16 protein-coding genes, 1 tRNA gene and 1 pseudogene are annotated in these 19,609 nt (G+C 66.0%); 12 read left to right on the top strand and 6 right to left on the bottom strand.

Annotation, left to right across the window (positions count from 1 at the left end):
- Positions 1–6 precede the first annotated feature (6 nt).
- The 4 genes from IEX24_RS02005 to IEX24_RS02020 all read left to right on the top strand — a co-directional run bounded on the left by IEX24_RS02005 (position 7) and on the right by IEX24_RS02020 (position 3,650).
- Complete coding sequence (locus IEX24_RS02005; RefSeq protein WP_188672872.1) at positions 7–1,200, top strand: DNA polymerase III subunit delta'; 1,194 nt, start codon at positions 7–9, stop codon at positions 1,198–1,200.
- Positions 1,197–2,825 carry an alpha/beta hydrolase gene (locus tag IEX24_RS02010; RefSeq protein ID WP_188672875.1) on the top strand — a complete coding sequence of 543 codons (1,629 nt, stop codon included), beginning with the start codon at positions 1,197–1,199 and terminating at the stop codon, positions 2,823–2,825. The genes IEX24_RS02005 and IEX24_RS02010 overlap by 4 nt, the downstream gene beginning before the upstream one ends.
- A 57-nt stretch (positions 2,826–2,882) precedes the next feature.
- A complete protein-coding gene (locus tag IEX24_RS02015; protein ID WP_203585955.1) occupies positions 2,883–3,542 on the top strand; it encodes a TetR/AcrR family transcriptional regulator in 660 nt (219 codons plus the stop codon).
- Between the two features lie 35 nt (positions 3,543–3,577).
- Positions 3,578–3,650 (top strand) — tRNA-Thr (locus tag IEX24_RS02020).
- On the opposite strand, the gene IEX24_RS02025 is transcribed toward IEX24_RS02020, so the two are convergent.
- Positions 3,627–4,355, bottom strand: coding sequence for a FadR/GntR family transcriptional regulator (locus tag IEX24_RS02025; RefSeq protein WP_188672878.1), 729 nt, complete (start codon positions 4,353–4,355; stop codon positions 3,627–3,629). The two genes, IEX24_RS02020 and IEX24_RS02025, sit on opposite strands and share 24 nt — an antisense overlap.
- A gap of 83 nt (positions 4,356–4,438) precedes the next feature.
- Here IEX24_RS02025 and manD point away from each other — a divergent pair, with 83 nt between their 5' ends.
- The 8 genes and pseudogenes from manD (at position 4,439) to folD (ending at position 13,294) form a co-directional block, all read left to right on the top strand.
- A complete protein-coding gene (manD, locus tag IEX24_RS02030; RefSeq protein WP_188672882.1) occupies positions 4,439–5,677 on the top strand; it encodes a D-mannonate dehydratase ManD in 1,239 nt (412 codons plus the stop codon).
- Between the two features lie 54 nt (positions 5,678–5,731).
- Positions 5,732–6,712 carry a Gfo/Idh/MocA family protein gene (locus tag IEX24_RS02035; protein WP_188672885.1) on the top strand — a complete coding sequence of 327 codons (981 nt, stop codon included), beginning with the start codon at positions 5,732–5,734 and terminating at the stop codon, positions 6,710–6,712.
- A gap of 51 nt (positions 6,713–6,763) precedes the next feature.
- The gene (gene dacB / locus IEX24_RS02040) at positions 6,764–8,197 is read left to right on the top strand and encodes a D-alanyl-D-alanine carboxypeptidase/D-alanyl-D-alanine endopeptidase (RefSeq protein ID WP_188672889.1); all 1,434 of its coding nucleotides are present in this window, start codon (positions 6,764–6,766) and stop codon (positions 8,195–8,197) included.
- Positions 8,198–8,228: 31 nt separating this feature from the next.
- Positions 8,229–8,801 (top strand): annotated as a pseudogene (locus IEX24_RS02045) (isochorismatase family protein); the annotation flags it as partial.
- Between the two features lie 182 nt (positions 8,802–8,983).
- Complete coding sequence (locus tag IEX24_RS02050) at positions 8,984–10,456, top strand: NAD-dependent succinate-semialdehyde dehydrogenase (protein ID WP_188672895.1); 1,473 nt, start codon at positions 8,984–8,986, stop codon at positions 10,454–10,456.
- Between the two features lie 142 nt (positions 10,457–10,598).
- Complete coding sequence (locus IEX24_RS02055; RefSeq protein WP_188674211.1) at positions 10,599–11,405, top strand: TrmH family RNA methyltransferase; 807 nt, start codon at positions 10,599–10,601, stop codon at positions 11,403–11,405.
- A 51-nt stretch (positions 11,406–11,456) separates the two neighbouring features.
- Positions 11,457–12,362 (top strand): formyltetrahydrofolate deformylase, encoded by a 906-nt coding sequence (purU, locus tag IEX24_RS02060; RefSeq protein WP_188672898.1) that lies wholly within the window; start codon positions 11,457–11,459, stop codon positions 12,360–12,362.
- 68 nt (positions 12,363–12,430) lie between these two features.
- Positions 12,431–13,294: a bifunctional methylenetetrahydrofolate dehydrogenase/methenyltetrahydrofolate cyclohydrolase FolD gene (gene folD / locus IEX24_RS02065; RefSeq protein ID WP_188672901.1), complete on the top strand. Its 864-nt coding sequence runs from the start codon at positions 12,431–12,433 to the stop codon at positions 13,292–13,294.
- Between the two features lie 97 nt (positions 13,295–13,391).
- On the opposite strand, the gene IEX24_RS02070 is transcribed toward folD, so the two are convergent.
- From IEX24_RS02070 to ribD, 5 genes are all read right to left on the bottom strand, one after another.
- Positions 13,392–15,458 carry an ABC transporter ATP-binding protein gene (locus IEX24_RS02070; protein ID WP_188672904.1) on the bottom strand — a complete coding sequence of 689 codons (2,067 nt, stop codon included), beginning with the start codon at positions 15,456–15,458 and terminating at the stop codon, positions 13,392–13,394.
- Between the two features lie 110 nt (positions 15,459–15,568).
- Positions 15,569–16,060 carry a 6,7-dimethyl-8-ribityllumazine synthase gene (ribH, locus tag IEX24_RS02075; protein WP_188672907.1) on the bottom strand — a complete coding sequence of 164 codons (492 nt, stop codon included), beginning with the start codon at positions 16,058–16,060 and terminating at the stop codon, positions 15,569–15,571.
- 185 nt (positions 16,061–16,245) lie between these two features.
- Positions 16,246–17,667: a GTP cyclohydrolase II gene (gene ribA / locus IEX24_RS02080; protein WP_188672910.1), complete on the bottom strand. Its 1,422-nt coding sequence runs from the start codon at positions 17,665–17,667 to the stop codon at positions 16,246–16,248.
- On the bottom strand, positions 17,667–18,353 hold the full coding sequence (locus IEX24_RS02085; RefSeq protein ID WP_188672913.1) for a riboflavin synthase: 687 nt from the start codon (positions 18,351–18,353) through the stop codon (positions 17,667–17,669). Before IEX24_RS02085 ends, ribA begins: the two co-directional genes overlap by 1 nt.
- A complete protein-coding gene (ribD, locus tag IEX24_RS02090) occupies positions 18,334–19,575 on the bottom strand; it encodes a bifunctional diaminohydroxyphosphoribosylaminopyrimidine deaminase/5-amino-6-(5-phosphoribosylamino)uracil reductase RibD (protein WP_188674214.1) in 1,242 nt (413 codons plus the stop codon). Before ribD ends, IEX24_RS02085 begins: the two co-directional genes overlap by 20 nt.
- Between the last annotated feature and the right edge of the window lie 34 nt (positions 19,576–19,609).

Here is a 19,609-nt window from a genome sequence, read left to right on the forward strand (position 1 = left end):
GTCAGTATGAGCGTGTGGGATGAACTGACCGGCCAGCCCGAGGCCATCGCGCTCTTCCGCGCGGCCGCGAGCGGTGCCGCGGCGCCGACAACGCCAGCAGCCCCCACTGCGCCGCACGCGGGCGCTATGACTCACTCCTGGCTCATCACCGGCCCACCCGGCTCCGGCCGTTCCAACCTCGCCTACGCCTTCGCATCTGCATTGCTCTGCCGCAACGGCGGCTGCGGCGTCTGCCCCGACTGCCGACAGGTCGCGGCCCGAACCCATCCTGATCTTGCCGTGCTCACCACCGATCGTGTCATCATCTCCATCGACGAGGTGCGCACGCTCGTCACGAGCTCGCAGTTCTCTCCCTCTGTTTCGCGCTACCGCGTCATGGTCATCGAAGACGCCGACCGCATGGTCGAGCGCACCTCGAACGTGCTGCTGAAGGCCCTCGAAGAGCCGCCCGAGCGCACGGTCTGGATTCTCTGCGCGCCGAGCGAGGCAGATCTGCTGCCCACCGTGCGCTCGAGGGTGCGCTCGGTTCGTCTGCGGGTGCCAAGCGCCGGCGATGTCGCCCAGCTGCTCGAACGACGCGACGGCGTCGACCGCGAAACGGCCGAGCGCGCGGCGCGCGAGGCGCAGAGCCACATCGGCATGGCACATCGCCTGGCCACGAACGAAGACGCTCGCGCCAGAAGAGATGAGACGCTGAACATCGCCCTGGGCATCCACTCTGTTCCAGAAGCGGTGCTGGCGGCTGCCCGGCTGCTCGACCTGGCCAAAGACGACGCCGATGCCATCACCGAAGAGCGCGACGCAGAAGAACGCGAATCGACGCTGCGTACCCTCGGCGTCGAACCAGGTCAGGCCGTGCCGATGGGTCTGCGGTCACAGGTCAAGGCTCTCGAAGACGACCAGAAGCGGCGCTCGACCCGCAGCTTGCGCGACGGAATCGATCGCATTCTGGTCGACCTGCTGTCGCTCTACCGTGACGTGCTGCTGATTCAGCTGGGCTCGCACCTCGAACCGATCAATCTCGCTATCGAAGGCAGGCTCGAGCAGCTGGCTCGCACGTCTGAACCTGCCGAAACCCTGGCAGTCATGGATGCGATTGCTGCGGCGAGGCTGAGAATATCGCGAAATGTGACTCCGGCGCTGGCGCTTGAGGCCATGCTAGTCACCGTCGCGTCACCACAGCGAAAGGCAACACTGTGACTGTTCTCCGCCCAGGGCGAAGCCCGCGAAACGCTGCCGAGCAGAGCCCCCGCGGGCCTCGACGAGGTGCTCGGCGCGGCAGGGCACTCGGTGTCGTCGCCGTTGCGGTCGCCGCGGCACTGGTGCTCTCCGGATGCTCGACCTGGTTCGGTTCGGGCAGCGGGGCCACCTCGGGGCAGAGTGCCGGCGCATCGACTCCCACGGGCGAGAAGGTCGACGCGGCACTTCAGCCGTTCTACGATCAGTCGCTGCAGTGGACGAGCTGTAACGGCTCGTTTGAGTGCGCCACCGCGACGGTTCCGCTCGACTGGAGCGACCCCTCAGGCCAGACCATTTCGCTTGCGCTCATCAAGCAGCCCGCCACGGGCGGCGGCACACGGCTCGGCACCCTCTTCGTGAACCCCGGCGGCCCCGGCGTCTCGGCTGTCGACTTCGTGAAAGACAACGTCAATTTCGCAGTGGCTCCTGAACTGCAGAAGCAATACGACGTGGTGGCTTTCGACCCGCGCGGTGTTGGATCGTCGTCAGCGGTTTCGTGTGTGACTCCGAAGCAGATGGATGCCTACCTCTACGACATCATTCCGGGCACTCGAGGTTCTGCCGAATGGCTCGCCGCGTCGCAGGCCAGCGCCTCGGCGTTCGGCGCCGGCTGTGAGCAGAAGACGGGTGCACTGCTCGGTCACGTCGACACCGAGAGCACGGTTCGTGACCTTGACGCTCTCCGAGCATCCGTCGGCGACACCGGGCTCAATTACCTCGGCTACTCGTACGGCACGTTCATCGGCAGCGAATACGCGAACCTCTTTCCCACCAAAGTGAACCGGCTCGTGCTCGATGGCGTGGTCGACCCCACGTCGACCGGATTCGATTCGACCATCGGGCAGGCGAAGGGATTCGAAGGGGCGATGCGCGCGTACCTTGCCGACTGCCTCAGTGGGTCTGATTGCCCGTTCTCTGGAACGGTCGACAATGCTTCGCAACAGGTGCAGACGCTTCTGAAGGCGGTGGATCAGAGCCCCATCACCGCGAGCGACGGCCGCAAGCTGGGTTCATCGTCACTGCTCACAGCGATCTTCTACCCGCTCTACAGCAAAGACAGCTGGCCGTACCTCTCGCAGATGATCGCCCAGGTGAAGAAGGGTGACGCAGACCTCGCCTTCAACTTGGCTGACGCATACAACGGGCGCAACTCAGATGGCAGCTATCAGAACAATCAGACCGAGGCGTTCACGGCCATCAACTGCCTCGACTACCCGGCTGTGACCGACCCGGCGACGATCGCCAGCCAGAACGCCGAACTGGTTGCCGCGTCTCCCACCTTCGGCCCGTGGTGGACGTATGGTGACATCGGCTGCGCCGCGTGGCCCGTACCTGCGACGCGCACGCCGGCTCCCGTCAGTGCGCCAGGCGCGAAACCGATTCTCGTCGTCGGCACCACCGACGACCCGGCGACGCCGTACGCAGACGCCCAGTCGGTGGCGAAACAGCTCGAAAGTGCACAACTCATCACGTTCGTCGGTGAGGGGCACACGGCCTACAACTCGTCGAATTGCGTCAAAGCCCTGGTAGATGCGTACTTCTTGACCGGTGCGGTGCCGAGTACTGACCCGAAGTGCACGAGCTGACCTGTCAGTTCGTGCTCAAGGGGTGTGCAAAATTGCGCAGTCTGCAATAATTGCAGGGTGTCCACTACCATTTCTCCCGTCGCAGCGGCCGAACCGGGGCTGCGCGAGCGCAAGCGCCAGGCGACCAGCCGCGCCATACAGTTCGCCGTGCTCGAACTGAGTCACGAAAAGGGGCTGGAGAACGTCACCGTCGACGACATCAGCCGCCGCGCCGACATCTCTCCGCGCACTTTCTTCAACTATTTCGACTCGAAAGAGTCGGCGGTACTCGGCGAGTCGCATCTGACATCACTGCCAGACGAGCTCGTCGACGAGTTTCTCGCGGCCGGCCCCGGCGCGTCAGTTCTCGATGGCCTGCGCGACATCATGCTCGTGGTGTCGGTGCCCGACACCGAAGACTTCGAATTGCACCAATTGCGTAAGCAGGTCATCCATAAGTCGCCGCATTTGTTGATTCAGCGAATTAGCAGAATGCGTGAATTCGAGGTCGAACTCACCGCGATCGTCGAACAGCGGTTGGCGATGGATGCCCGGGCGCACGCCAAAGGCAAAGAAAAACCTGATCAGGCACTCATTCACGACCGCGCCTCGCTCACTACCCAGGTCGCCCTCGCCGCCATGCGGCATTCGTGGGGCTGCTGGGCAGAGAGTGCCGAGAGCCTCTCGATGCCCGTTCTGCTCGCCAACTCGTTTCGTGAGCTTCACACTCTCATATAGGCTTGCTTGCTGTGTCGATGGCTACCATCGGCCAGGCCGCCTTAGCTCAGTCGGTAGAGCGATTCACTCGTAATGAATAGGTCATCAGTTCGATTCTGATAGGCGGCCCTGTTTTTTGGGCACCGCGCTCAGCCGGCGGGCATGACCCGCAGCGATGTGCTCGGCCATCGCCGACTTCGCGGCTGCGGCATCTCCGAGCAGTATGTGGTGCGCGATCATCGCGTGCTCCTCGGCTGCCAGTGAGATGTCGCCCTCACTGCGATCGGCCTCGCGCATGGCGCCGCGCAGAAGCTGTGCGGTGGTGTCGATGACGCTGAGGTAGACGGCGTTGTGCGCCGCGACCGCCACCGTGCGATGAAACGCCACATCGAGGTCGTAGATGTCGGCGCGACGCTCCGACCGCTCGCGCGCTGCCCCCTGATAGTCGGCCAGCGCCTGGCGCAGGGCGGAATGATCGGCAGTGGATGCCCGTTCAGCCGCCTTCGCGGCCGCATCGGGTTCGAGCAGCAGCCGAAACTCGAGCAAATCGTCGACCGCCCGATCTGCGAACGTGGTCGTCGCCACGCTGTGCGCGATGGCGGGGGTGCCGTCGGGCTCCAAGACGGTGGTTCCCGATCCGGCTCTGACTGACACGAGGCCGAGCGCCGCCAACCCCTGTACGGCTTCGCGCAGCGTGTTGCGGCCCACGGCATATCGCACCATGAGTTCACGTTCGGGGGGCAGCTTGGCGCCGACGGCGAAGGCGCCCGAGCGAATGTCGTTCAGCAGGCGCTGAGACACTTCCTGGCCGCGGGTACGTGCTGCGGGGGGCATGAGCTCATCCTCTCGGGTCGGTTGACCTGCGAACATCCTACTATTACCATTGATCTCGTAAACATCCTACCAAATGGAGCATCATGAAGATCGAAAGCGCTACCGTCATCGTCACCAGCCCGGGCCGCAACTTCGTCACTCTGAAGATCACGACGAGCGACGGCGTGACCGGTCTCGGCGATGCCACGCTCAACGGGCGCGAGCTCGCGGTCGCCACCTACCTGAGCGAGCACGTGGTGCCCACGCTCATCGGTCGAGACCCGCAGAACATCGAAGACACGTGGCAGTACCTCTACCGTGGGGCGTATTGGCGCAGGGGCCCTGTCACGATGGCAGCCATCGCCGCGGTCGACATGGCGCTGTGGGACATCAAGGCGAAGCTGGCCGGGGTGCCGCTGTATCAATTGCTCGGCGGGGCCAGCCGAATCGGCTGCTTGGCGTACGGTCACGCGAGTGGAGCAGACCTCCCCGCGATCTACGACTCGATCGATGAGCACCTCGAGTTGGGGTACCGGGCGATCAGGGTGCAGACAGGCATCCCGGGCCTGGGTTCGGTGTACGGCGTCGCCTCGAGCGGCGGTGCGGGCACAGCAGGCACGGTGCGCTACGACTACGAGCCGGCCCAGCCGCTGGGAGTGCCGAGCGAAGAGCAATGGGATACCCGGGCGTACCTGCGACACCTGCCGACGGTCTTCGAGGCGGTTCGCTCGAAGTACGGCCCCGAGCTGCCGCTGCTGCACGACGGCCACCACCGCATGACGCCCATTCAGGCTGCGAAACTCGGCAAGTCGCTCGAAGAGTTCGACCTGTTCTGGCTCGAAGACTGCACGCCGGCAGAGAATCAGGATGCCCTGAAACTCGTTCGCCAGCACACCACCACCCCGCTCGCCATCGGTGAGATCTTCAACACGGTGTGGGACTACCAGTACCTCATCACGAACCAGTTGATCGACTACGTTCGCTCGGCGGTGACGCACACCGGTGGAATCACCGCGATGAAGAAGCTGATGGATTTCGCGGCCATCTACCAGATCAAGTCGGGCTTTCATGGGCCCACCGACATCTCGCCCGTCGGCCAGGCGGCCGCGCTGCACCTCGGCTTGGCGATTCACAACTTCGGCATTCAGGAGTACATGAAGCACAGCGCAGCCGCGCTCGACGTATTCCACACGAGCTATACGTTCGAGAACGGCCTGCTGCACCCGGGCGAGACGCCGGGGCTGGGGGTTTCGCTCGATGAGGATGCCGCCGCAGCCTATCCTTACGTGCAGGCATATTTGCCGGTCAACCGGCTGCTCGACGGCACCATGCACGATTGGTGATGCGTGCACGATTGCTGGTGAGCCAGCCGAACCCCGCACTGAGAAAGGCGCGACGTGAGCGACATTAGATGGGGAATTCTGGGCACCGGAGGAATCGCTTCGGCGTTCACCAGCGACCTGATTGCGAACGGCTTCACCGTCACCGCCGTCGGCTCCCGCACCGAGCAGTCGGCACGAGAATTCGCCGGCCGGTTCGGCAACCCCACCGCTCACGGCAGCTATGAGGCGCTCGCCGCCGACCCTGAGGTCGACGCGATCTACGTGGCCACGCCGCATCCGATGCACGCCGAGAACGCGCTGCTGGCGATTCGCGCCGGCAAGCACGTGCTCGTCGAGAAGGCCTTCACCGTGAACGAGCGTGAGGCACAAACCCTCGCCGACGAGGCAGTCGCTCACGACGTGGTGGTTCTCGAAGCCATGTGGACGCGTTTTTTGCCCCACATGGTTCGCATTCGCGAAATCATTGCGGCCGGCACGCTCGGCGATGTGCGCACGGTCGTCGCAGACCACAATCAGCGTCTGCCGACCGACCCGGCGCATCGCATCAACAACCCTGAACTCGGTGGCGGGGCGTTGCTCGACCTGGGTATCTACCCGCTGTCGTTCGCCGTCGACATTCTGGGCCTGCCCACGCGCGTTCAGGCGTCGTCGAGTCCCACCGCGACGGGCGTCGACCGGCAGACCGTGGTGGTGCTCGAGCATGAGGGCGGCCGCCAGTCGGTGTCGCACTTCGCGCTCGACACGGTTGGCCGCAATGAGGCGACGGTGCTCGGAACCGAGGCCCGCATCGAGATCGACCGCACGTGGTACGCGCCCACGACGTTTCGCGTCATCACCTCAGACGGCGACGTGATCGAGCGGTACGAGCATCCGGTGACCTCACGAGGCATGCAGTACCAGGCGTTCGAATTCGAGCGGCTCATCACGTCGGGCGAGCGGGTCAGCCCGCTGATGCCCCTCGACCAGTCGGTTGCCATTATGGGCGTGCTCGACGAGGTGCGTCACCACATCGGGCTGACGTACCCGAACGAATGACGGGGTGCTGCGGGCACTTCTGCTGCCAGCTTCGAATGGTAAATTGACCGGATGCCCGACCACGCCCCTTCGCATCGACGACCTCGTCGCGGCTGGCTCGTCGCGGGTGCGTGGGTAGCCTTCGGGGTTCTGGCGCTCGGCTCTCTCGGTTCGGGAGCGGTCGTTGCGTCGGCGAGCACCTCGGCTGTCGCAGCGACGGCATCGCCGACGCCCACCCTCGGGCCCATCTCTACCGAACCCGTTGCGACTCGGCGGCCTCAACCCGTCTCGGCCTCGGGTGCGAGCATCGTTCGTACCTGCTCGGTGAACGATTTGGCCACCGCGGCAGGGTTGGCGACTTTTCAGGGCACCGTTCGTCAGGCAGACACCGGTGAGGTGCTGTTCGATCGAAGCGGAGACGTCTATTCGCGCACAGCGAGCGTGATGAAGATTCTCACGTCGTCGGCGGCGCTCGCCGTGCTCGGGCCCGACTATCGCGTGTCGACGACCGTGGTGGCCGGGTCGGCTCCGGGAACCGTTGTGCTCGTCGGCGGTGGAGACGTGACGCTGTCGAGCGGCTCATCGAACATCTACAACAACACGGCGACCATGGGCGACCTGGCCACTCAGGTCAAGGCTGCCTGGGCGGCGAACCCGGCGAACGCGGGCGTACCGATTTCGACCATCGTGCTCGACAGTTCGCTGTTCTCGGGAGACAACTGGCAGTCGTCGTGGGATCGGATCGAGCAGACCGAAGGCTCTACCGCAGAAGTGACAGCGCTCATGGTCGACGGCGATCGCGCCGATCCGAACGCAGACACCTCGCCGCGAAGCGCCGACCCGGTGAGCCGCGCGGGTGAGGCATTCAAGAGTTCGCTCGGGTCGGTTGCCTCGGGGGCGCAGCTGGTGGCCGGAACCGCTCTGCCGGGGGCGATCACGCTCGGCGTCGTTCAGTCGGCGCCCGTGTCGACGATGGTGCAAGAGGCGATTCTGCGCTCTGACAACACCGAAGCCGAGATGCTTGCGCGGCTCACCGCCATCAAGCTGGGCGACGGCAGCTCGTTCAGCTCACTGCAAAAGGCGATCACGTCTGCGCTGCACGACAACTACGGGCTCGACGTGAGCAACTTGGTCATCGTCGACGGTTCGGGGCTGAGCAATGACGACGCCGTTTCGGCCGATTTTCTGACGACGCTGTTCGACAAGATCAACGCCCGGGTCGGTAATCTCGGGGTGATTCTCGACGGGCTGCCTGTCGCCGACCAGACCGGAACGCTCTCGTATCGGTTCACGGGGGCGAACTCTGTCGTCAACGGCAAGGTGATTGCGAAAACCGGGTCGATCGACACGGCGAACACCCTCGCCGGCGTGGTTCATGCGAAAGATGGCACCACGTTGACGTTCGCCTTTTTCTCGCTCAACAGCACTCTCGACGCGGGGCGTGAGGCACTCGACAGCCTGACGGTGGGCATCTACAACTGCGGTAACGCCCTCTCGAACAATTAGAATCGGTAGTAGCAAGGCGAGGAGCGAAACGATGAAAAAGGCACTGTTCATCATCGACGTTCAGAACGACTTCACCGAGGGCGGTGCGCTTGCTGTGGCTGGCGGGGGCGCCGTGGCGGCGGGTATCTCGAAACTGATTGCCGAGCACCCACACGAGTACGAGCTCATCATCGCCTCGCGTGACTGGCACGACCCTGACAACGACAACGGCGGCCATTTTGCTCTCGACGGCTCGGCGCCCGACTTCGTGAATACCTGGCCCATTCACTGTGTCGCCGGCACCGCGGGGGCGGAGTATCACGACGATCTGACGGCGGAGAGCATCGACTTTCACGTGCGCAAAGGCCAGGGCGTGCCGGCGTATTCGATCTACGAAGGCACCACCGAAGAGGGCAGTTCGGTGCATCAGCTGCTCGACGAGCACGCCGTCACCGAGATCGATGTGGTGGGGCTCGCCACCGATTACTGCGTGCGCGCGTCTGCGCTCGATGCCATCGAACACGGGCGCACCGTTCGCGTGATCACCGATCTCGTCGCCGGGGTCGATGCGTCATCGAGTGAGGCCGCGCTCGCCGAACTCGCTCATGCCGGCGCAGAACTCATTTCATCGCACGACTTCGAGGGCGACGAGGGCGACGAGGGCACGGGCGCGAATCAGTGCGCGGGCGCAGGTGGTGTCGATGGCGACGGCTCCGACCGGGAGCCGGGTGCACGAGTACGCGTTTCGGGGCTCGGAGATGCGACAGACTCGCTTCACGAATCGACCATAGACGGAGATGCCTGAGAATGACTGTTCCAACCGAATCCGACCTGCTCGAAGCTGCGCCGTCGGGGCTCTTCATCGCTGGCGAGTGGCGACCGGCGACCGGCGAGGCTACGTTCGATGTGTTCGATCCCTCGACGGGCCTGAGTATCAAGACCGTGGCAGACGGTTCGCCTGCCGACGGTCGGGCGGCTCTCGACGCCGCGGTCGAAGCGGCACCCGGGTGGGCCTCGACCCCGCCGCGGGTGCGGGCCGAGATCTTGCGGCGAGCCTTCGACCTGCTGCAGCAGCGTCGTGACGAGGTTGCATTGCTGATGACGCTCGAAATGGGCAAGCCGCTCGCGGAGGCGTACGGCGAAATCGCCTACGGCGGTGAGTTTCTGCGCTGGTTCAGCGAAGAGGCCGTGCGCATTTCTGGCCGATACGGCAGCAACCCCGAGGGTACTGGCCGCATGATCGTGTCGCAGCGACCCGTGGGGCCGTGCTACCTCATCACGCCGTGGAACTTTCCGCTCGCCATGGCCACGCGCAAGCTGGCTCCTGCTCTTGCGGCAGGGTGCACGGTTGTCATCAAGCCGGCCGAGTTGACCCCGCTGACGACCATGTACCTCGTGTCGCTGCTCGCCGAGGCCGGATTGCCGGCCGGAGTGGTGAACGTCATCACCACCACCGATTCGGCCGGAGTCTCTGAGCCGATCATCGCCGACCCGCGCCTGCGTAAGTTGAGTTTCACCGGCTCGACTCCGGTGGGTCGCCGACTGATGAAGCAGGCGGCCGAGAACGTTCTGCGCACGTCGATGGAGTTGGGCGGCAACGCCCCGTTCGTGGTGTTCGGCGACGCCGACCTCGACAAGGCTGTCGACGGCGCGATGCTGGCAAAGTTTCGCAACATCGGGCAAGCCTGCACGGCGGCGAACCGTTTCATTGTGCATGAGTCGGTGGCCGCAGAGTTCGCGACACGAGTGACGGCGCGCGTCAACGAGTTCAGAGTGGGCCGCGGAACCGACGAGGGCGTGACCATCGGGCCCCTGATCAACGAAAAGGCGGTGTCGAAGGCATCGCATCTTGTCGATGACGCCGTTTCGCGCGGTGCGACACTTCTTGTCGGCGGATCGCCCATCGACCGCGCCGGAACCTTCTATGAGCCCACTGTTCTCACCGATGTGCGGGCGGGCAGCGAGATTCTGCGCGAAGAGATCTTCGGCCCGGTGGTGAGCATCGTTCCGTTCGAAACCGAAGACGACGCCGTTCGAATCGCGAACGACACCGAGTTCGGCCTCGTCAGTTATGTGTTCACCGAAGACTTCGCCAGAGGGCAGCGGATGATCGACCGCCTCGAAACCGGAATGATGGGCCTGAACGTGGGGGTCGTCTCCAACGCGGCGGCGCCGTTCGGCGGAGTGAAACAGTCGGGCGTAGGCCGCGAGGGCGGCCTTGAAGGCATTCACGAGTACCTCGAAACCAAGTACACGCTCACGCCAGACCCCTTCGCGTGAGCACCGTTCGTTCCGGTACCCTCGCGTGAGCGACGCTAGCGGTACGCCCGACGCTACCGGTGCGCCCGACGCGAGCGCTGCGAACAGCGCGCACAGCGTGACTGTCGCGACGGGTGCCAGGCGGGTGAACACCGCGAGCACGGTGATCGACGTCACCGACCTCAGCGACCCGCGACTGGCCGACTATGCGCACCAGACCGACGTCGCACTGCGCAAGGCCCGCGGCTCTGAGCACGGCCTCTACCTCGCCGAGTCTGCGCTGGTGCTCGAGCGGGCCGTGCGCGCCGGCCACGTGCCGCGCTCTGTGCTCGCCCTCGGCGGTTCGGTCGACGACGCCCGGGCCGCACTCGGCCCTTGGGCCGACACGGTGCCCATTTTCGTGGGCCCGGGCGAGCTGCTCGCCGAGTTGACAGGCTATATTCTCCATCGCGGAATCATCGCCTCGCTGAACCGGCCCGCGCTCGCCGACCCGGCCGATCTGATTCGCGAGGCGCGCCTGGTGGTAGTGCTCGAGAACGTGGCCGACCCGACGAACGTCGGGGCGATCTTCCGTTCGGTCGGCGCCATCGGAGCCGACGCGGTGTTGGTCACCCCACGCTGCTCTGACCCGTTCTACCGCCGCGCCATTCGGGTGAGCATGGGCACCGTGTTGCAGACCCCGTGGAGCAGAGTCGGCGAATGGAACGCGCTCGCCCCCCAACTGCACGCCGCCGGCTTTCACATCGCCGCTTTGGCGCTCACGCCCGACGCCGTTTCGCTGCGCGACTTCGTGGCTCAGGATGCCCGGCCGGAGCGTTTGGCCCTGGTGCTCGGTGCCGAAGGCGACGGGCTCACGCCAGAAGCTCTTGCCGCGGCCGACACCGTGCTGAGCATCCCGATGGCCCACGGAATCGACTCCCTCAACGTGGCCGCGGCCAGCGCGGTGGCGCTCTGGGCAGTGGCCGGCTGAAAACCCGTTAGCGTAGTAGTTTCTGATCTGTCGTGAAAGAAAGTTGCTTCGATGGCTCCCGAACCCGCACTGCGTTTCGCAAACACCGATGCTGAGGTGCCGCAGAGCGACATTGGGCGTCTGACGATTCATTGCGCCGACCAGCCGGGAATCGTCGCGGCCGTCGCAGGATTTCTGGCCGAGCATCGTGCGAACATCGTCGAGCTCGGGCAGTTCTCGACCGACTCCGAGGCGGGGGAGTTCTTTCAGCGCACCGTATTTCACCGCGAAGGGCTGGCGCAGGTGCTTGCCGAACTCGATCGCGACTTCGCCGAGCAGGTGGGCAAGCGGTTCGACATGACCTACACCTTCACGAGCGCGGCCACGCCGAAGCGCGTCACCATCATGGTGTCGAAGTACGATCACTGTCTGCTCGAGTTGCTCTGGCGCAACAAGCGCGGCGACCTCGACATGAACATCACGCAGGTCATCTCGAACCACCCCGACCTCGAGGCCGATGTGGCGAGCTTCGGTATTCCGTTCATTCACATTCCCATCTCGAAAGCCACGAAGGCCGAAGCTGAGGCCCAGCAACTCGAACTGTTGCAAGGCAAGGCCGATCTGGTGGTCATGGCGCGGTATATGCAGATTCTCTCGGCCGAGTTCTTGAACTCCGTCGGCTGCCCGGTCATCAACATTCACCACTCCTTTCTGCCGGCCTTCGCCGGGGCGGGCCCGTACCTCAAGGCGAAAGAACGCGGTGTGAAGCTCATCGGGGCGACGGCGCACTACGCCACGGCCAATCTCGACGAGGGGCCGATCATCGAACAAGATGTGGTGCGGGTGTCGCACCGAGAGAGCGTGGCGGAGCTGGAGCGCCGGGGCGCCGAGGTAGAGCGAAGTGTGCTGGCTCGTGCTGTGCAGTGGCACTGTGAAGACCGTGTGATGACATTCGGCAATTCCACCACCATCTTGTAGACCACAGCGTGACGTTCACGGCTTCTGGGCACAGTGCGCGAGTCGTGAGAATTGTGAGGGAGAAGTAGATGACCGCAGGCATTATCGACGGCAAAGCCGTGGCGGCGCGGGTTCGCGAAGGTCTGAAAACCGAGGTCGCGGCCTTTCATGCCGCTACAGGCATACAACCGGGGCTGGCCACGGTGTTGGTGGGCGGCGACCCCGCCTCCGAGGTGTACGTCGCGAGCAAGCGCAAGTCGTCGGTGGCGGCGGGAATGGCAGATCTGCACCAGCATCTGGCCGACGATGCCAGCCAGGCAGAGGTCGAAGAGCTGCTCAAAGGGTTGGCGGCCGATTCTTCGGTTTCGGGCATCCTGTTGCAGTTGCCGGTGCCGAAGCACCTCGATGCGGCGTCGTTGGTGGAGTTGATTCCGTTCGAGAAAGACGTTGACGGGCTCACGACGATGAGCGTTGGTCTGCTGGCGCAGAACAAGCCAGGGCTTCGACCGTGCACGCCGTCGGGTGTGATCGAATTGCTCGATTCGTATGAGGTGCCCATCGAGGGTGCGAACGTTGTGGTCATCGGGCGCTCAGAGCTCGTGGGGCGCCCGGTGGCTCAACTGCTGGTGAACCGCAATGCCACCGTGACGATCGCGCACTCGCGCACGAAGAACCTCGCAGAAGTGTGCCGGGGTGCCGACATCATCGTGGCTGCCGTTGGAGTGAAGGGCCTGATCACGGCCGAATTCGTGAAGCCCGGCGCGACCGTGATCGACGTGGGCATTCATCGCGGGCCCGAGGGGCTGAGCGGCGACGTCGACTTTGCAGGGGTGGCCGAGGTTGCCGGCCTGATCACGCCCGTGCCCGGCGGGGTGGGGCCTATGACCATAGCGATGCTGCTCGCCAATACTCTTCGTGCCGCACAGCTTCAGCACGAACTCGCGGCGGTCTGATGCCCGGCTGGCGCGCGCGGTCGAGGAGGCTCACGATGTCGCTGCGGCTGACCGCAGATCGCGCGCGGCTGCGGCTGACGTCGAGGGCGGCAGAGGGCTAGACGAGCAGCTGACGCTTCGCGAGTTCGCGGTAGAGCGGCGTCGAGACGACGAGTTCGGAGTGCGTGCCCACGCCCACCACTCGGCCGTGGTCGAGCACCACGATCTGGTCGGAGTCGACCACGGTAGACAGCCGATGCGCGATGACGATGAGCGTGCGATTCTCGGCCACCGCGTCGATGGCCTCGCGCAGCATCTGCTCGTTCAGCCCGTCGAGGCTCGACGTCGACTCGTCGAGCAGCAGAATGGGCGGCGCCACGAGCAATGCCCTGGCAATTGCTAAGCGCTGACGCTCACCGCCCGACAGCATGACACCCTCTTCGCCTACCGGTGCGTCCAGACCACGAGGCGACCGTTCGAGCACCTCGAGCAGGTTCACCGCGCGCAGCACATCGACGCATTGAGCGTCGGTGGCCTCTGGCGAGGCCAGCAGCAGGTTCGATCTGATGCTGCCGGCGAGAACGGGCGCGTCTTGCTCCACGTAGCCGATCTGTGAGCGCAAGGCGCGTCGGTCGAGCTGTTTCACGTCGATTCCGCCCACTTTGATGGCCCCCGCGGTCGGATCGTAGAACCGCTCGATGAGAGCCAGAATGGTGCTCTTGCCGGCCCCCGAGGGCCCGACGAGCGCAACACGCTTGCCTCGTGGCACGGTGAAACTCACCCCACGCAGCACCGTCTGGCTCAGGATGCCCGCGCCCGACGGTTCGGCATCCACACCGCCTGGCGCTCCGGCCGCCAACAGCTCCGTGCCAGGCCCGCTCAACCGGCCTGCGGCGTCGGGCGAACCATCGCCGGGGGCCGCCGATTCGGCATAGGCGAACTGCACGTCGACGAATTCGACCGCGATCGGCGCAGACACGATGGCGGCCCGGGCGTCGGCGCCCGCTGTGCCGCTGCTGCCCACTGCGCTACTGCTGCCCGCTGCGCCGCCGCCACCGGCCGTACCGTCGCCGAGTGCTGCGGCTGCCGAGCCGCCGCCCGCGGCGGCGATTTGCTGCTCATTGGTCGCCAGTGGCGCTACCTGCCGGTCGAACTGGCCCTCGCTCGGCAGAGCGATGATCTCCTGTATGCGACCGAGTGCGCCCAGCGCCGAGTTGACCGAGGTGAACGCCCCGAAAGCCTGCCCCAAGGGCATGACCATCATGAAGAGAAACAGAATGAACGACACCAGAGAGGCGATGGTGATGGCGCCCGACGCGACTCGGTACCCGCCGACGCCGATCACGGTGAGAAACGCGACTTGCAACGCGATTCCCGCCACCGGAACCACCAGCGCTGAGATTTTCGCGACCTTGATGCCCATCAGGTAAGCCCCGTAGGCGTCTTTCTCCACGGCTTCGACTTCGCGATCGGTCGCGTTCGCCGCCCGCACGGTGCGCACCGCACTGATGGCGCGTTCGACGCTCGCCGCGAGGTCGCCGACCTTCTCCTGCGCCTGACGACTGGCGGTGCGGATTCGACTCGACAGCAGCACGACAACGACCACCGAGATGCCGACCACGAGCACGGTCAGCCCGAGCAGCACGGGGTCGATGATGAGCATGGCGATCAGGGCGCCGATGAAAACGAAGGCTCCGCCGATGGAGTCGACAAACCCCTGCGTCAGTACCGCGCGCAGCAGCGTGGTGTCACTGCCGACGCGCGAAACGAGGTCGCCGGTGCGCCGGGTGTCGAATTCGCGAATGGGGAGGTTGAGCATCCGTCTGACCAACTGACGGCGAGACGAGAGCACCACACCTTCACCGGTGCGCTGCAGTAGGTAATGCTGAAAACCGCTGATGAGACCCGAAACGACGACGAGTAGCACCAGCAGCCAGACGAGCCCGTTGAGGCTCGAGCCGGCACCGACGAGCGTGATCACCTGGCTGACGAGCAGGGGCTGCGCAAGGCTTGCGGCGGCGCCCACGAGGCTCAGCGCGATCACCAGCGCCAGAACCTTCTTGTGTTCGGTGAGGTAGGGCAAGAGGTCGCTGAACTTCGCGCGAGGGCCCTCTGGGTCGCGCCCGCGACCGCGCCCGCGACGAGCACCTCGGCCCGATCGCGCTGCAGGTTGTGCTGTGGTCATGACTACTTTCTATCGTGCGCGGCTTGGGGCAACATGGATGCACGGCAGAACGTACTGCGCCGAGAGTACCCTGCATCTACTATCTACCCCTGACGGCGCAGCCTCGACGGTCAGTCGGCGAGTGGATGCCCGGAACGCAGCGCCCGCAGCGCGAGCGCCGTGGCGACCGCAGCCTGGGCCGCCTCGGCGCCTTTGTCTTCGCGTGAGTCGGGGAGTCCGGCGCGGTCGAGGCCCTGCGCTTCGTCGTCGAGGGTCAGAACGCCGAACCCGACCGGCTTTCCGGTCAGAACGCTGACCTGAGTGAGGCCGCTGGTGGCGGCGTCTGAGACGTATTCGAAGTGCGGGGTACCGCCGCGAATGATGACGCCGAGCGCCACAACGGCGTCGGCGCCGGCTTCGAGGGCAGCGCGGCTGACCACGGGCAACTCGAAGCTGCCGGGAACGCGAATCTCGGTGACGTCGACGTGCGCCTCGGCCAGGGCGCGGCGGGCGCCGGCGAGGAGGCCGTTGGTGATCTCTTCGTGCCAGCGGCCGGCGACGATGGTGACGCTGAGCCCGCTGCCGTCGAGTGGGGTGGTGGTGGGTGTGCCGGCGCCGCTCATGCGATCTGCCTCTCGGTGTGGGTGGTGTGTGGTGCGGGATGATGCGGGATGCGGGGTGGTGCGCGCGCGTGGTGCTCTGGTGTCGGTGATGCGGTGATGCGGTGATGCGGTGATGCGGTGATGCGGTGAGGCTAGGTCGCGCCGGGCGGTCGCTGCGCTCGGGGCTCCCCCGGGCATCCATGGGGCTAGCTGGCGCGCACCGGGAAGAGGTGGCCCATGCGGTCGCGTTTTGCGTCGAGGTAGGCCGCGTTCGCGGCGCCCTGGCCCACGATCAGCGGCTCGCGAGAGGCGATCGTGATTCCGTGCTGTTCGAGCTGATGCACCTTGTCGGGGTTGTTGGTGAGCAGACGCACCGATTCGATGTGCAGGTCGTCGAGAATGGCGGCCGCGGCGGTGTAGTCGCGCGAATCGACGGCCAGGCCGAGCGCGAGGTTCGCGTCGTAGGTGTCGAGCCCGTCTTCTTGCAATCGGTAGGCGCGGAGTTTGTTGATCAGGCCGATTCCGCGCCCCTCCTGCCCGCGCAGGTAAATGACGACACCGCCCTCGGCATCGATCAGGTCGAGCGCCGCGTGCAGCTGCGGGCCGCACTCGCACTTCAGCGAGCCGAACGCTTCGCCGGTGAGGCACTCCGAGTGCACCCGCACGAGTGCGCCCTCGCGGGCCGGCTGGCCCGAGATGACGGCCAGGTGATCGGCGCCGGTGACGAGGTCGTGGTAGGCCCTGAACCGAAAGGCGCCGTGGATGGTCGGCACGACGGTCTCGACCTGAAACTGCACCCGGTCGCCGATGCCGGGCGCGGTTGCGCCGCCCCAGGTGGCCGGGGCGGGGGCGGCTACGGTTGCGCGCGATGGAGCGCCTGCTCCGGCCGCGGCCACCTCCCGCTCCGCGGGCTCCGCGTGAGACTCAGAGGCCGCGGCGAAGGCCGGAGCGTCAGCGAGCGGCACTGCCCGCGCCGAAGCTGTGGCGGTGGGTGCGCCGGTGGCGCCGGGCGCAGCGGCGTCTGCCGCATCGAGCCACTCGATGAGGGCGGCGATCGTCGTCACCGCGAGACCGTCGCGCTCGCCGAGAGCGATGAGCCCGGGCATCCGCGCCATCGAACCGTCGTCGGCCACGATCTCGCCGATCACGCCTACCGGGGTGAGCCCGGCCAGCTTCAGCAGATCTGTGGTGGCCTCGGTGTGGCCGGCGCGTTGCCTGACGCCGCCGTCGACCGCGACCACGGGCAGCACGTGCCCGGGCCGGATGAAGCTCGCCGGAGTCGACGACGGGTCTGCCAGCGCGCGCAAGGTGTAGGCGCGGTCGGCGGCGCTGATTCCGGTGGTGACGCCGCTCGAAGCGTCGACCGTAATCGTGTAGGCCGTGCGCAGGGAGTCTTCGTTTCGCACGACCATCGGCGGCAGGCCGAGCGCCGCGGCGCGCGCCGTCGTCATGGGTGCGCAGAGAAAGCCGGAGGTATGGCGCACCATCCAGGCGATCCATTCGGGGCTGGCGAGTTCGGCGGCCAGAATGGCGTCGCCTTCGTTTTCACGGTTCTCGTCGTCGGCCACGATGACGGGTTTGCCGGCCCGCAACGCCTCCAGAACCTCGGGAATGCTCGAGAGTGCCATCAGATGTTCCTCACTTCGTTCTGCAAGCCGGCCTCGTAACCCGCTGCACTGCCCCGAACGGCCAAGAGCCGTTCGACGTGCCGAGCCAGAATGTCGGTCTCGATGTTGACCACGTCGCCCACCTCGAGTGTGCCGAGAGTGGTGGCGGCCAGGGTTTCGGGAATGAGCGAGACCTCGAACCAGTGCTGGCCGCCGGCCTGCACGCTGTCGGCGAGTGGATGCCCGTGCCCCCCATCGACGTTCGACACCGTCAACGACACTCCCGACACCGCGATCGACCCCTTATCGACCACCAGCGCGGCCAGCTCGGGGTTGAGACTGAAGCGCAGAACGCTCCACGCCTCGCCCGGAGTCACCGCGAGAACCGTGCTGGTTCCGTCGATGTGGCCCTGCACGATGTGGCCGCCGAGCCGGTCGCCGACGAGCGCGGCGCGTTCGAGGTTCACCTTGTCGCCCGGCTTGAGGGCGCCGATGGTGCTCATGTCGAGGGTCTGCTGCATGACGTCGGCGGTGAACCCGTCGGCAGACTGGTCGACCACGGTGAGACAGACGCCGCTCACCGAAATCGAGTCGCCGTGTTTCGCCCCGACGACCGCGAGCGGGGCGCGCAGGGTCAGCCGAATGACGTCGGCGCTGGGTTCGAGGGCGATGACTTCGCCTTTTTCTTCAATGATTCCGGTGAACATCGGGTGTCTCCTTCGGTGTGACGAGGGTGAGTGGTGAGGTGGCGGCGGCTGCTTCACCGAGACCGAGACCGCGGCCGGTGGCGGCGCGGCTGGAGGCGTCGGTGTGGTCGTCGGTGACGGCGCGGCTGGTGGTGGTGGTGACGTCGGTCGCGCGCCGGCGCGGACGCGCCACGAGGCGCAGGTCGGGCCCGAGCAGGTCGACCGAAACGAAGTCGAGCTGCCGAGCATCCACCATCGAGGTGATGCCGAGGTCGGTCAGAGCTGTGCGCGGGCCACCGAGCAGCAGGGGGGCAACGTAGACCACGAGTTCGTCGACCAGGCCGGCTGCGAGCAGGGCACTGGCCAGGGTGGGGCCGCCTTCGACGAAGGCTGAGCGAAATCCGCGCGCGAAGAGATCATCGAGCACCGCGGGGAGGTCGTGCGTGCGGAACTCGAGGGCGGGTTCGGGGTGGTCGAGAACGGCTGCACCGGGGTGGATGCCCCGCTCTCCGATCACGACGGCAACCGGCTGGTGCGGCAGCAGTGTGCCCTCAGGGGTTCGTGCGGTGAGGCTGGGGTCGTCGATAGCAAGGGTTCCGGTGCCGACGAGAATGGCGTCAGAGCGGCTGCGGCGGGCGTGCACGTCGGCACGGGCATCCGAACCGGTCACCCATTGGCTCGTGCCGTCAGCTGCCGCCGCTCGTCCGTCGAGACTCGACGCCCACTTCACAGTGACGAACGGGCGGCCGGTTCGAGTCGCTGTGAGCCACGAATGGATGCTCTGCTCCACCTCGTCGGCGAGAACACCGCTGTGCACCCGAACTCCCGCTGCAGCGAGCGTGTCTGCGCCGCCACCGGAACTCGCGCCCGGGTCACTGACGGCGAAGTACACTTCGGCGATACCCGCCGCGATGAGCGCTTGGCTGCAGGGCCCGGTGCGGCCGACGTGGTTGCACGGCTCGAGGGTGACCACGGCGATGGCGCCGCGGGCGGCCGCGGGCGTGGGGGTGGTGGAGGCCGCCGGCGCGGCGTCGGTACAGGTGGATGCGGATGCGTCGGTGGCGGGTGGCAGCGTCATGGCGGCGAGGTTCGTCAGAGCATCCACTTCGGCGTGGGGGGTGCCGGCGCCGCGGTGCCAGCCCTCGGCGAGCGTTTCGCCGTCGGGGCTCAGTAGTACGCAGCCGACCTGAGGGTTGATGCCCCAGGCTGGGCCGTTCTGCGACAGTTCGATGGCGCGGCGCATGGCCGCGATGATGGCCGGCGGTACGGCCTCGGTG

This window comes from Subtercola lobariae, assembly GCF_014640255.1.
Classification (GTDB): Bacteria; Actinomycetota; Actinomycetes; order Actinomycetales; family Microbacteriaceae; genus Subtercola; species Subtercola lobariae.